The organism is Thermovenabulum sp., from assembly GCF_049701175.1.
Classification (GTDB): Bacteria; Bacillota; Thermosediminibacteria; order Thermosediminibacterales; family Thermosediminibacteraceae; genus Thermovenabulum.
Window position 1 is genome coordinate 60,116 of record NZ_JBNATW010000002.1, and the last position, 13,817, is coordinate 73,932.

The 13,817-nt window shown below is 36.7% G+C and carries 16 protein-coding genes; 1 reads left to right on the plus strand and 15 read right to left on the minus strand.

The features are described from left to right. Positions 1-38: 38 nt before the first annotated feature. Complete coding sequence (locus tag ACPLVF_RS00995; RefSeq protein ID WP_424905955.1) at positions 39-593, plus strand: nitroreductase family protein; 555 nt, start codon at positions 39-41, stop codon at positions 591-593. 37 nt (positions 594-630) lie between these two features. Here ACPLVF_RS00995 and ACPLVF_RS01000 read toward each other — a convergent pair whose 3' ends face one another. The 15 genes from ACPLVF_RS01000 to ACPLVF_RS01070 all read right to left on the minus strand — a co-directional run bounded on the left by ACPLVF_RS01000 (position 631) and on the right by ACPLVF_RS01070 (position 13,815). Further along, complete coding sequence (locus ACPLVF_RS01000; protein WP_424905956.1) at positions 631-1,497, minus strand: DNA-binding domain-containing protein; 867 nt, start codon at positions 1,495-1,497, stop codon at positions 631-633. Continuing rightward, positions 1,482-2,843 carry a sensor histidine kinase gene (locus ACPLVF_RS01005; RefSeq protein WP_424905957.1) on the minus strand — a complete coding sequence of 454 codons (1,362 nt, stop codon included), beginning with the start codon at positions 2,841-2,843 and terminating at the stop codon, positions 1,482-1,484. Before ACPLVF_RS01005 ends, ACPLVF_RS01000 begins: the two co-directional genes overlap by 16 nt. A 114-nt stretch (positions 2,844-2,957) precedes the next feature. Then, on the minus strand, positions 2,958-3,503 hold the full coding sequence (locus tag ACPLVF_RS01010; protein ID WP_424905958.1) for a BMC domain-containing protein: 546 nt from the start codon (positions 3,501-3,503) through the stop codon (positions 2,958-2,960). 15 nt (positions 3,504-3,518) lie between these two features. After that, positions 3,519-4,844: a 4Fe-4S dicluster domain-containing protein gene (locus ACPLVF_RS01015; RefSeq protein WP_424905959.1), complete on the minus strand. Its 1,326-nt coding sequence runs from the start codon at positions 4,842-4,844 to the stop codon at positions 3,519-3,521. 20 nt (positions 4,845-4,864) lie between these two features. Continuing rightward, positions 4,865-6,256 (minus strand): aldehyde dehydrogenase family protein, encoded by a 1,392-nt coding sequence (locus ACPLVF_RS01020; RefSeq protein WP_424905960.1) that lies wholly within the window; start codon positions 6,254-6,256, stop codon positions 4,865-4,867. Between the two features lie 19 nt (positions 6,257-6,275). Continuing rightward, a complete protein-coding gene (locus tag ACPLVF_RS01025; RefSeq protein ID WP_424905961.1) occupies positions 6,276-7,265 on the minus strand; it encodes a cob(I)yrinic acid a,c-diamide adenosyltransferase in 990 nt (329 codons plus the stop codon). A 16-nt stretch (positions 7,266-7,281) separates the two neighbouring features. Beyond that, the gene (locus ACPLVF_RS01030; protein WP_424905962.1) at positions 7,282-7,563 is read right to left on the minus strand and encodes a EutN/CcmL family microcompartment protein; all 282 of its coding nucleotides are present in this window, start codon (positions 7,561-7,563) and stop codon (positions 7,282-7,284) included. 9 nt (positions 7,564-7,572) lie between these two features. Continuing rightward, positions 7,573-8,349 carry a flavoprotein gene (locus ACPLVF_RS01035; protein WP_424905963.1) on the minus strand — a complete coding sequence of 259 codons (777 nt, stop codon included), beginning with the start codon at positions 8,347-8,349 and terminating at the stop codon, positions 7,573-7,575. 15 nt (positions 8,350-8,364) lie between these two features. After that, positions 8,365-9,180, minus strand: coding sequence for an ethanolamine utilization protein EutJ (eutJ, locus tag ACPLVF_RS01040; RefSeq protein ID WP_424905964.1), 816 nt, complete (start codon positions 9,178-9,180; stop codon positions 8,365-8,367). Between the two features lie 38 nt (positions 9,181-9,218). After that, positions 9,219-9,791, minus strand: coding sequence for a phosphate propanoyltransferase (gene pduL / locus ACPLVF_RS01045; protein ID WP_424906017.1), 573 nt, complete (start codon positions 9,789-9,791; stop codon positions 9,219-9,221). 84 nt (positions 9,792-9,875) lie between these two features. Then, positions 9,876-10,391, minus strand: a complete 516-nt coding sequence (locus ACPLVF_RS01050) for a BMC domain-containing protein (RefSeq protein WP_424905965.1) — start codon at positions 10,389-10,391, stop codon at positions 9,876-9,878. Positions 10,392-10,406: 15 nt separating this feature from the next. Next, the gene (locus tag ACPLVF_RS01055) at positions 10,407-10,763 is read right to left on the minus strand and encodes a glycerol dehydratase reactivase beta/small subunit family protein (RefSeq protein WP_424905966.1); all 357 of its coding nucleotides are present in this window, start codon (positions 10,761-10,763) and stop codon (positions 10,407-10,409) included. A gap of 1 nt (position 10,764) precedes the next feature. Further along, positions 10,765-12,576: a diol dehydratase reactivase subunit alpha gene (locus ACPLVF_RS01060; protein WP_424905967.1), complete on the minus strand. Its 1,812-nt coding sequence runs from the start codon at positions 12,574-12,576 to the stop codon at positions 10,765-10,767. A 40-nt stretch (positions 12,577-12,616) separates the two neighbouring features. Then, positions 12,617-13,141, minus strand: coding sequence for a diol dehydratase small subunit (locus ACPLVF_RS01065; protein ID WP_424905968.1), 525 nt, complete (start codon positions 13,139-13,141; stop codon positions 12,617-12,619). Then, positions 13,141-13,815: a propanediol/glycerol family dehydratase medium subunit gene (locus ACPLVF_RS01070; RefSeq protein ID WP_424905969.1), complete on the minus strand. Its 675-nt coding sequence runs from the start codon at positions 13,813-13,815 to the stop codon at positions 13,141-13,143. Before ACPLVF_RS01070 ends, ACPLVF_RS01065 begins: the two co-directional genes overlap by 1 nt. Positions 13,816-13,817: the final 2 nt, after the last annotated feature.

Below are 13,817 nucleotides of genomic sequence, written 5' to 3' on the forward strand. Positions count from 1 at the left end.
AATTTATTAAAATGTTTTTTGAGAAAGGAGGAGGTCTTTTGAACGAAATTATTAATGTCATAAAAACCCGCAGAAGCATCAGACGGTTCTTGCCGGAACAGATAAAAGATGAGGAAATACAAACGATTATCGAAGCGGCAATTCATGCCCCAAGCGGCCATAACGAGCAACCCTGGCATTTTACCGTAATACAAAACAAGGAGCTTATAGACCATTTCAGCAATGTTATTAAAAAGCTAATGGCTGAATCCGAAGTAGAATGGATAGCATCTATGGGGCGCAATGAGAAACTGCACATATTTTACAATGCACCAACGGTAATCGTGGTATCAGGGAGGAAAAACGCCTATTCTGCCCTAATCGACTGCAGCGCTGCTACGCAAAATATGCTGCTGGCTGCCCACAGCATTGGACTTGGTTCGTGTTGGATAGGCTTGATAAGATTCCTATTTAAAATAGAAGAGGAAGTGCGAAAGCTTGCTCTTCCCGAAGGTTACGAACCTTTTTTTGCCGTAGCCTTAGGCTATCCTGACCCTACAAAACAGCCTCGCCCCATAGAAAGAAAAAGAGATGTAGTTAATTACATAAAATAATAACGAAAAAATAATATTGCCCGGGAAAACCCGGGCTTCATTCATTCAAAATAAGCAAAAGGCCTTCTAAAAACTTTTTTACATTGACCTTTCCTCTCTCCTTTGACTTACCACGTAAAAAGTCCATTTCCTTTTTAACCTCTTTGTATTCAAATAAGATATTGGCGTACCTGAGGAGCTGTTCATTGTCGTAATTTTCGATGCTCTGCATGGCAAGGGTGCTTAATGCTTTGGATATTGCCCTCCTCATCCTCATTTCTATTGCTTTTAAATCGCTTGATTTTTTAGAACCCATCTTTTCGTAGTAGTCGCTTAAAAACTGATATATCTCCTGCATTCCCAGATTGTTTCTTTTAATAAAATCGTAATTTTCTATAAGTGTCTTTATATCCTCAGCCCCAGTTTCAGCAAGTATACCGATATCGGCTAATATATAATCTATTTTTTTAGTGGAAGGGCATTTCCCCTGTTCAATCTTTTTATTATCTACAATAGCCATGGTCTCTTTTATTTTATCAAGGGTGTTTCTCATTTTTATCAATTCTTCAATCTTTGAAATAACTTTTACCGTTTCTATCACATTTATCGGTTTTTTTATGAAGAATTCTATTCCGCTTTCGTAGGCCTTGCCTACCATGCTTTTTGTTTCCACCTGGGAAATCATTATAAAATAGGTATTAAGGCCCCTTTCCTTTACTTCTTTGACAATTTCCACTCCATCTTTCCCTGGAAGCAAAAGGTCAATAAGGACAATATCGGGCTTTAATAGAAGGATTTTCCCAAAAGCCTCATCACCATCTTCCGCTTCCGCTACGACCTCTCCCAAATGGTAATTTTCTACAATACCTGATAATATCCTCCTTACGGCTTTGTCATCATCAACCACCATTATCCTAAATTCCAATATAAACACTCTCCCCCCTGCATTTTCCCAAAATATTTTTCGTCAAAAGGAATTTCTATTATAAAACGGGTACCTTTTCGAGGATATGTTTTTACATTCACCCTGCCTTCCATTTCTTCTACAAGATTTTTTACATGGGTCAAACCAAGGCCTGTTGAAAGTTCTCCATTTCCCAGCACTTTTGTGGAAAAACCGGGATCGAATATATAAGGCAGGTCCTTTTTATCTATCCCGTATCCGTTATCGGAGACAATAAGATAAATTTTGTTTTTGTTATCATCTAAATTCACTGTCACTTCTATAATGCCCGTCTCATTGTCAACCGCATCTAAGGCGTTTGAAATCAAGTTCCCGATAATGGACAAAAAAGCAAAATAGTTTTTAATTATAAAATTTTTATTGTACTTTAATTTTAATGAAACCCTCTTATTGTTGGTTTTCATCCACCTTTCGGTATTTATTTTAACCACATCAAAAAGGGAACTTAAAGATATGCCTTCCTTTTCTTCATCAGGGATTATCTGAGAAAAACCTGAGCTTATCCTGAGGTAGTCCTTTTTTATTTCATGTATTTCCTTCGCAAGGTTTAAAGCCCTTTTTTTTATCTTGCTAATTTCTTCTTTCCCAATCTCCTCATGGAGGCTGTTGTATATCTCGTACCCTTCTTTCATCGCGTTCTCTAAATCCTTAGTAGACTTTTTTAAAAATATAAGTTCTGCTTTAAGCTGTGAAAGCAGATCCAAAAGCTCCGCATACCTTCTCTCGTGTTCTTCTTTTAAAACGATATTTTTATACCTTTCCAAAAGCCAGTAAAGGGAAAAGGTAATTACAGCCCTTAAAACCCCTACTCCCACCAAAAAGGTAAAAATATCCTGAAAATACTTTAGATTAAGCTCCCTTCTTATTAAAAGCTCCACAATGTTCCCCGTTATGTCAGCCAAGCTCATAGCAGCAATAAAGTTGACCGGTAATGTCAAAAGGTCTTTTATCTTTAATAACTTTAAAAATACGCCATAGGCAAAATAAAACATCATTGCTGGGAAATGGATTTTAACCGCTAACATAAAGGGTATGCTCTTAAATATAAAGCTTAATAACACCCTGAATATAAATACAGTCAAACCTGCGAAACAAACAAGTAATGTTTCATCTATTTCTTTAAAATAAAGCATTAAAAAGGAGACACCCACAACCCCTATGGTAAACCGGAACGCAGTGCCAAAGGGGTAAAAATAAACTTCCCCGAGGATTGCGGTGAGCCAGCCAACTATCAAAAGTTCCTTTTTATACTGCTTAATAGAATTTATAATTTTTTTATAGCCTTTACGTTGGAACAAATTTTTCAACAGTTTTTATCCCCCTATGCACATAATACTGATAGGATTTTTTGCACGCCCTTATTAAATTATACTGCAATTTCTATTTTTAAAAAATAATAAAAAATACCGGCATTATGCCGGTTATACCCATGACTTTAAAAGTTTTTGGTTTACATTACTTATTACCGCATGGGATACTAATAAACCTTCTTCTACCGCTTGAATACCACTATTAACTGCGGATTTTACCGCACTTACTTCACCTAAAATAATGACAACGGATTTTCCACCCATCCCCCTCGCAAGTCTTACTTCAGAAACTACTACATTTCCACCTTTTGCTGCTGCATCTGCGGCTTTAATCGCCGAAGCAACACTAAATGTTTCTATAAGCCCTAAGGATTGTTTTTCTAAATTTATTTCTGATGTACCGGATAAAGCTGAAAATAATGATTCGTGTGGATTTGGAATTAAAAGTTCATCTATTACTCCATCTTTAAACTCTTCTTTGCCCGCTTGCAAAGCATTTTTTACAGCACCAACTTCACCAGTGATTAAAATAACAAATTTTCCAGGGCAAACACTTGTTGCAGTAATAAGTTCTACAGGTGCTGATTTTAGCATGATATCGGAGGCAACAAGTCCCCTTGTAATTTCTCTGAATTCTAAAAGCCCTAAAGCTTTCATATATTAATTTCCTCCTTATTCACTTTTAATTACTATAGAGGTTTCGTCTATTTTTACTACAGTGCCATCGATACTGGCATGAATATTTGCACCAAGCTGCCCCTCTTGAACTTTAGCAATGACATCATTTTTATTTACTCTATCCCCTAATTTTACTACAGGTGTTGCGGGGCTTCCTGCATGTTGTTTTAATAATAATTTAACTTCCCTTATTTTTATTTTTATATCAGTATAATCCACATGTTGATAATAATCCGATAAACCTAACCGTATAAGTAGTTTTTTGGCTGAAAATTTTCTACTTTCCCTTTCGGGTCTTTCTACTTCAACTGATGTTTTATTATACCTTACTTTTTTCTCTGAAAGTATTTTCTTGATAGTTGCATTTATACTCCTTGGACTTAGCCCCATTGGACATGTTACTTCACAAAGTCCACATTCTGAGCACAGCAAAGAATTTGTCACAGATTCTGCATCCATAAGTCCAAAAGAAACAGTGCGCATTATTTTATGGGGTTCCAGTTTATGGCCCAATAAGTATCTTGGGCACAAGTCAGTACATATCCTGCACTGGCAACAAGCGGTTCTTGCTCTTTTCAGCTGTACATCTATTTTAATTCTTCTTGAATTGTAAGGTAGGGTATTAACGGGTACAACCAGAAGGGCTGATGTTGTTTTTGTTACTATATCATCAAGCCCTACTTCTTTCCCCATCATCGGGCCGCCGTCTATCAATACAAAATCCTTTGTTATAGGCCCTCCCGATAAATCGAGAAGTTCATTAAACTTCATTCCTATAGGTACTTTTAATGCCATAGGGTATTTAACTGCTCCACCTACGGTAACAAATTTTTCAGTTACAGGTAATTTATCATAGTAAGCTTTTTTAATGTTAAATAGAGTTTCCACGTTGTGAACAACAACTCCTACATCTAAGGGTATACCAGCCATCGGAATTTTTTTCCCTAAAACTTCATTCACGATTACATGTTCATCCCCTGCAGGATAAAAATCGCTTAACTCAAAAATTTCCATATTATCGTAGTTTTTGATTTTATCCAAAAGCACTTTTCTACAATCTTCATACTTCTTTTTTAATGCAATTACCCCTTTTTTTGCTCCAGTAGCTTGCATTGCCAATTGTAAACCTTTTAATACTTCATCAGCATACGTCAAAATTAATGCCTGGTTTGTAAAAAGCATGGGTTCGCATTCAGCAAAATTAGCAATTACCACATCACATTTACTGTTTAATTTAATATGGGCAGGGAAGCCTGCGCCCCCCGCCCCTACAACTCCAGCATTTTTTACCTGTTCAATTATTTCATTATTATTAATCATTTTCCATCAATCCCTTTTATTTAGATGATTCTAAAAGCATCTACCAATACGCATCTTCTTTGCCTTGTAAAGTTCTTCGCAGATGTAAGTCCTTCACCGGTGGGCCCTGCTATAGTAAAGGTTGTATAACCTTCTCCGCCTGAACCTATACCCGCATAGGAAGGTGCATTTTTCACAAAAATGGTTGTCTGAATGGCTCTTGCAAAATTTGTCATATTATCAATATTCTTTGAATGCATTATAGCAGTATGCCTGTTTCCTCCCTCTGCTCTAACCGCAAGTTCTATGGCTTCTTCTACATTTGGAACCCTGACAAAAGGCAGTACCGGTATTAATTGTTCATGATGCACAAGTGGATGTTCCGGATCAACGGGCATTACAGCAAGCCTTACATCATTTCCTACTTCTATTCCTATTTGTTTTAATATATAAGATGCATCTTTGCCAATGAGATCTTTATTAACGGTGCAATTTTCGTCAAAAATTAGATTGGTCATTTTATCTATATCTTTACCTCTTAATATATAAGCCCCTTCCCTTGCTAACCTTTCTAAAAGCCTGTCAGCAATGGATTCTACTGCTATCAATTCTTTCTCAGCAATGCACGGAAGGTTATTATCAAAACTTGCCCCACATAAAATGTCATGGGCTGCTTTTATAATATCTGCCGTTTCATCAACAACAACCGGTGGGTTACCCGCCCCTGCACCTATTACCTTTTTGCCTGACTTTAATGCCTCGTATACAACAGCTTTTCCTCCGGTTACGCAAATAAGATTGATCTTTGGATGAGACATTAATGCTTTAGCAGTATCAATTGTAGGCTCTGCAACTGCAGTTACTAAATTCTTTGGCCCTCCCGCCTTCATTATCGCCTCGTTTATAATTTCTACTGCTTTACTTGAACATATTTTAGCAGAAGGATGTGGGTTGAATACTACAGCATTGCCCGCTGCGAGCATACTTATTGAATTATTAATTATTGTTGCAGTAGGATTTGTGACCGGTGTTATTGAGCCTATAACTCCTATTGGAGCCATTTCAACAAGAGTTAAACCGTGATCTCCAGTCCAACAAAAAGGTTTTAAATCTTCTGTACCCGGGGTCTTTTTAGCTGCTAAAATATTTTTGACAATTTTATCTTCAACACGGCCCCTACCCGTCTCTTTTACTGCCAATTCTGCTAAAAACCTCGCGTTATTCATGCAGGCTTCCCTTATAGCCTGAATTATTTCTTCCCTTTTTTCCAAATCTAATATCGCAAACTTCTTTTGAGCCCTCGACGCTGCTTCTACAGCATCATCCAAATTGTTAAATATTCCGTATTCCTCTTTTGAATTATCCCTACTACTCAAATTTAATTCTTCAATTATCCTTTTAGCAATTGTTGCAACAATTTTTTCATCTATCATTAAAATTACCTCCTTAAAACTAAATTACTGAAATTCCAGCTTTTGCAACAATTTCATCTTCATTTACCGTGCCGCCGCTTACGCCAATTGCGCCAATCACCTTTTCATTTTTAATAATAGGAATTCCGCCCCCGAAAGTAATAATTCTTCCATTGCAAGCATTATTTATCCCAAATAATTCTCCTTCCGGCCGGGCAAGTTCTGAAAGCTTTGATGTTTCCATTTTTAGCATCACTGCTGTAAATGCCTTGTTAATAGCAATTTCTATGCTTGCAAGCAATGCTTCATCCATTCTATGAAAAGCCAATAAATTACCTCCTGAATCTACAACAGCAATACACATGGGCTTATTTATTTCTTTTGCTTTTTCTTCAGCCTTTTTCAAAATCTTTAAAGCTAAGTTTAAATCTAAATTTACAGCGATTTCTTTTTGTTCCATAGCATTTAAAACCTCACATGATATTTTCTTTTTAATTTCTTCCAAAGATTTTTTTATTACTTCTTCTTTTTCTTCATAGAGGGAAAGAGTAAATAGAAAATCAGACAACCTGTTCAAATATTTTATGACTTCAGCCCTTATATTTTCTTCTTCTGATAATCTCACAACATGCCTTTCTGCCCTTCTTACAACAGTTCTTGCAATATGCAAAGAAGCTGAAGAGGAATAAGGTCCTGGTATTACAAAATCCTTTTTAAACTCAATTTCCTCCATTAAATCATCTATTTTCTCTTCCAGCCATTTTATATCATCTTCAGTAATCTTTTCTTTTAAAATCCTTTCCGGTTCAGTACAGGCAAGTTCTGCACCTAATTTAAATAGTTCTTTCTCAATCTTTAAAAGGAACTCTTTTGCCTTTTGTGTATTTACATTTGCACGGGCAAAAGCAATTAATGCCAAAACTTCATCTATTGTCCCGTAAGCCTCTACCCTTATATCGTACTTTTTTACCCTCTTCCCTCCGAGGAGACTTGTTTCCCCTTTATCTCCTTTTTTCGTATAAATTTTCATGAACTACCCCTCTTTTTCAATATATTTCGATTTCATCAATAATCCCAATAACCGCAGCATCTACAGGGGCATTTGCATCATTCATAATTTTTGTAGCCGTACTTCCCGTCACTAAAAGAACCGTTTCCCCAATTCCTGCTCCTACGCTGTCAACAGCTACAAGGAATTTTTCTTCTTCTATTAATTTGCCATCCTCATTTTTCTTATTAATCGGTTTAACCACCAAAAGTTTTGCTCCGATAAGCCCTTCATTTTTTTTTGTAGCGACTACATTACCTACTACCTTTGCAATTATCACTTTACCACCTCAGTCTCTATAAATTTTTAAAGAATTTTCCCTTATGTAATCCACTGCAAGAGGAGTAATTACTGCATTTTTAGGAATATGTATTTCATCGTATATCCCTTTATATATGGTAAGGTCTTCTTTTGTAATTATATTTCTCTCTATATATACCTTTTTTATGGGGTTATATTCTGATTTTTCATTCTTTATTTGGCTTCCAAAAAGAGTATTTAAAATTTTATATTTTATTTCAGAGGCTTCACACAAAATTACTCCATATTTCTCTATTTTAGTTAAAATTTCACTATAAGCTTCTCTTAATCCCTTTCCCATCCAAATAAATCCCATATCCTGCCAGGGTTTTAAACACGGATCTGCAGCATCTTTAGTAGCAATGACCGGAATTCCAAGCATCAGCGCATCAATAATTATCTGAGTAGTTAAATTATCTAAAAAAAGATTTGCAACTTTTGATGCGGTATTTCTTGAAAGCACCGCAACGATTACAGCTTTAAATTCCTTTAAAAATTCCTTTACATTAATTTCTTCTTCTCCATCAACAATTACCTTTTCCGCCTCTAATTCTTTAGAAATTTTATCAACGTCATGTATTTTTGCAGCACTTTTAGTAAACAATAGGGAATATGTAAAATCATGTTCTTTTTTAAGGCTTATTAATTCTCTTATTGAAACATCTAAATTTACCTTTCCACCTGTTACAACTACCAGAATTTTTCTTTTATAATATTTCTTTAAAACTTCAATAACAATTTCCCTTATTTTTTCTTCCAAGCCCATAAAAATCATCCCCCTTTAAGGGCAAGAAAGAGCTATTCCTAAAGGAGTAATGAAAAGCGGATATTTTGGAACTACGGCTTTTATGCCAAGGGTATTTTCTACAACATCTTTTAAACCGTAAAGAGCGCTTGCACCCCCAACGAGATAAATCGTTTCCACATTGAAACCTTTTATATGTCTTCTTATAATATCCGTTACCTTTTCCATCGTAGGTTTCAATATAGGAAAAAGCTTTTTTTGATTTTTTCCCTCTAATTTCATGGTTTCTGCTTCATCAAAAGTAATATTAAAGTGTCCTGATAACACCAAAGTAAAATGAGTACCTCCTGTAGGTTCATCCGCTGTATAGATTACCTTCCCCTCTTTCAACACAGATATACCCGTAGTTCCACCGCCGATATCAACAACCGCCCCATCTGAAATCCCGAGAACCTTTGATGCAGCCGTTGGTTCATCGACAATATTTAATACTTCTAATCCTGCTGATTCAACTACATACATAGTTGCTTTTGAATCAGCTATACCAGTTCCGGGAGGTACTGCACAGGCACCACTTAAAAGTTCGGTCCCTAATTCTTCATTTAATTCCTCTATCATTTTTGCCACTATATTTCTTGCCCCAATAAAGTCCACAACGAGCCCGTCTTTTACTACTTGAGCTCTTTGCATTTTCCCGGCAACAGGCTCTCCTCCTTCATCGACAACAGCAACAACTATATTTGCTGTCCCTAAATCAACACCTACTCTGTATTTTGCAGCCTTTTTTAGTGGCCTTGAGTTTACACAGGAAGCAAACATTTCACATAACTTTTCGCCGTATAGATTATTCATAAAATTCTCCTTCCGTCTTTTGAGGAAAGCGTGAAAAATCATTCAATTATTATGAAACCTTTATTACCGCTTTTTACACCTGAAGCATTGGCTTCATCAGTATCAATATGCATTTCTAACACAAAATTAGGAGAAACCCTCGCAAGCACTTTATCAAAAATTACTTTCCTTTCTCCTTCTACTAAAACTTTTAAATAGCTTTTATCTTTGATACCATTCTCCTCTGCAAACCATGTCGGCATATGTATATGCCGCATTGCTGCTATTACACCGTTTTCTATTCTTACGCCACCCATCGGCCCTACTATAACACATCCAGAAGTTCCTTCATGATTTCCCGAATCTCTCACCAAAGGTTCTATACCTAATGCAAAACCATCAGTTTTTGAAATTTCAACCTGAGTTTTTTTCCTTACCGGCCCTAAAATTCTAACATTTTGTAGAATCCCTTTAGGTCCCACTATCATGACCGTTTCCTTTGCTGCAAATTCTCCAGGTTGCATCAATTCTCTCAAGGGAGTTAATTTATAATCCTTGCCAAATAATATTTCCACATGTTCCTGTGAAAGATGAACATGCCTTGCAGAAACATTGATTACGACTTCCTGCATTTTTTTTGATTTAAAACCTACTTCATTTTTAACTTTTTCTATCACTTTTTGAACAATTACATCAAAATCATATTCTTTAAACAATTATTTCACCTCTTCATTAATATCAGTTTTTACATTCTCCTCTCTTTCTTTGAAATGTATGCATAAACTACGCGGTTCACCTTTTTTTCTGGGGCATCTGGGATCTTTGCATAAATTGCACGTAGGTTCTTTATTTTCAAGGTCTAAAAATTCAATCTCAGTTTTTTCATTTTCCTCATCCTTTTCCTTTTCCTCATCCTCTGCATCTATTTCTTTTTCTTTTTCCCTCTTCTTTTCACTTTCTTCAAAGAAATCTTCTACCTGATTATCGGGCCTTGGTATTACATGAACCGCATATACCTTGCCAACCCTTTCAGCCGCTGCCTTGCCTGCTTCCACTGCAGCCTTTACTGCTCCTACATCCCCCGCAAATTTTACTGTAGTTAGCCCCCCACCTTTTGCAAGCTCATACCCTATTAATTTTACATTTGCAGCTTTTACGCCGGCATCGGCGGCTTCAATTGCAGCTACCAAACCTACTGTTTCAATCAACCCTAAAGCCTTTTTTTCTTGCACAATCTCCCTCCTTTATTAAAATTTCAGCGGCATATTTTTAGCAAGCCTCGCAGCATTTGTTCCTAACATTCTATATTCATCCGTAATCCCCAAATTCGGATAAATTTTCATAATAGGCATACTATAAGGCATTTTTGCATGTTGAAGTATGCAAATTCCATCTTTCCCTATGAATATTCCAATATTTATCCTTGACTCTCTTGACGCACTAATAGCCATATATTCCGGCTCTTCTCCGTGTTTTATATTAATTTCAAAAGGCACACCTTCTTCTTCTAATCCTTCACATACTTTTTTCAAAAAAGGCTTTACCGAATCATTATCTTCACAATAAATTTTCACTGCAGGCTTTATTTCTTCAAAAACTCTCATCTTAATTATCCCACCCTGAAAGTACCAGCCCCGTTGCTACCGCGTTTCTCGGGCCTTCTGTCCCTCTTATATTTCCCCTTCCAGCAACTATGCCGTAATTTGCTAAAGTATCCGAAATCATCTCTGGTATTTCAAAATCTAAAGCTGAACCACCTACCATTATTACAAAATCAATCAGTCTTATATTTCCCGAAGGAGCTACTTTAGAAAGAGCCCTAATAGCATTTGTCACAAATACTTTTTTCTTTGCATTCCTTCTTACTTCTCTTATCTTTTCCATATGTAATTCTGCTGGAAGCGGAATTAAATCTCCTTCTTTTAATAGGCATACTCTTGCAAAAGTTTGCGGATCTAAGGGCTTATCAAAAAACCTTACCGTCCCATCTTCAAGTCTTATAGAAAATAGGCTTTCAACTTTTGCTACAGGATAGCGCTTAATATCTTCGACCATTTGCTTATCGGATATTCCCAGCTCCGCCGCAATCAGCATATTTACCATTTCTCCTGCCCCTGCAAGGTGAACACTTACAACCTCTCTTTTTTTATTCATTAAAGCCGCATCAGTAGAGCCTCCACCTAAATCGAGTATTGCAACGGGAACATCGGTCCCTGGGGTGGTTAAAGCTCCTAAAATTGCCATATTAGCTTCTACTCCTGCTATTTCAACGGGAATATTCAATTCTTTTTCTACCCTTTCTGCTACCTTTTCCATAGGCAGTTTTGAACTTTTAACCATTGCCGCAATGGCTACTGCATCTTCTGAAAAAAACTCATTTGCTATTCCTCCGGTCACTTTTTGATGTACAAGGGTATCTACTGCTAAAACATCTTGAATTTTTATTTCCTTTGGATTTTGAAAAGTTACCTCGGCCATTATTTCTTTTACCCTTGAAATAAGGCCACCTACATTTGTAGAGGGAGTTCCTTCCGCATCAACTAAAGGCCAAACCTGTTCTACCGCCTTCATTACTTTTTCAGCACCCTCTTCTAAATCCACAACTGCGTTAGAATTCTGCCCCTTCAATTTTAAGCTCCCTGCAGGAATTTTTCTTTCCTGTACATCACCTTGTGGAGTTTTAATTACAACCGCTGAGCGGTTTCCTATCAGTGCTCTTGCAATTGGAACCACATTTTTAGTTTCTTCAGGGTTTAAATTAAAAACTGAAGCTATTCCATAGGGATTTGAAAGAGTCTTAATAGTAAATCCCTGTTCCGCTACTTCAACACATGCCAGCATGTTTAGCGGTACCTTTTCTATAAGGGATACTTCATCAACAATTGGAATTTTCTTAATCAACCTATTTGAAATTAAAACCCCATCATCCTTTTGTACTATAGCCCCTTGAACATCAACACCTTTTTCTAAAGCTTGGTTGATTATCCTTGCAGCATCTTCATAATCTACATTTTTAGGTACAACAGCTATCACTTTTTCACCGGGTTTTTGCGAAGTTAATTCGAATATGGGGGTAGTTTTCCCTACCCCCAATCCAACTCCCCCCGGTGTCGATGGATTATGCCCAATCATTGTCGATTCGGTAATAATTGTTTCTGTTATTGCTTCCATTGCCACATCAGCTATTACCGGTGTAGCTTCATTTAACCTCAACAGTTTTACTTCCTTCATGTCTATTTTAGCTTTTTTTACTGCATCTTCTAAAGCAAACCTTATTCCTGCAACGTTATCTGGTGTTCCTTTAATGCCTGTTGTTTTTGAAATACCACTTGCTAAAAACACTGGTTTGTTGTTAATTATCTTTGCAAGAGCAATTTCAGTGGTATTGTTTCCAATATCGACACCTGCGATAATCATTTCTATGCCCCCAAAAATTTTATTCGGATAATGATTTATTTTACTCCATACCTTTTAATCTCTTTCTTCTTTCATAGACATCTGCGGCTTCTCTTACAAAAGCAGCGCAAATCGGTGCATTATACCTCTTTTCTAATTCATCAGCTATTGCCAACAACTCTTCTTTTGTTGACCTATAAGGTCTCAACGCGTTGTATATTTCCAATATCCTTTCATCGGGAACCCTTGTGAGTTCTGCTGCCCTTCTCAGGTTATTTGCGAACTGTTTTCTCCCAACCTTTTCTGCAATTTCTGCCTGCATTAAAAGAGTTTCAGGAGAAATCCTTAAATCATCGGCTTTAACATTTCCCTTTAATACTTCTTCAAGAGTTATATTTGTAAAACTTTTTCCCGTAGCCGACTTTAAAAGTTCGGGGTGTTTCTGGGATAAGGGGTAATCTTTGTTAGGATCTAAACCATATCTTTCGCCACATTTTTTCGGTTCTGTTTTAACTTCTTCTTTTTTGCCTCCTAATTCCTTCAAAACTTGTCTTACTATTTCTTCAAGGGATTTTTCATCTATCATTAATTTACGCCTCCTTTGCCGAAGGATACCTTGAGCTCAATGGGTTTTGAACCTGGTTTTACAAACTGGGTTTCGAAGTTATGCATTACAGCAGCTTTAGCTTGGAACTTTGGCCTGGCCATTTGATCATTCATAACAGGTACCGGCGTAGGCGACTCTCCTTTTGCATAAAGTGCTGCATTTTTCCCAATGGCCCTATACGTATCAAGGGTTAAGACAGGACATTGCGGGAAAAGTTCAAGATTGTTTAAAGGCTGTAAATCTTTATGATGTATAACTGTAGTTCCCCTTGATTGAATACCTATTCCTACCCCTGAACCGGAAAGTTTTGCTGCGGTATGAGCGATGAAAGCTACATCAGCGGTATGTGTTACTCTTATTACTCTTGCTTTTAATCCTTCTTCAGCTATACCTGCCATTATTTCCCTCAATATATCCGCAAGGGGAATACCTACTATATTTTCATGGAATTTTACTCCAAAGGCAGGCGAAATTCCTATTACAACCTCATCCTCTTTGGTACCTTTTTGTGCAGGGCCTATTTCTTCTAAAATAAGTTCTCTGCCTTCTTGTTTAAAAGTAGCTGTTTTACCTGCCGAATCTGCTTTTTCAGTTGATAACCTTTTTAATACCTCTTTTACTACTTCTTCAACAAGAACTTCAGTATTTACCATTC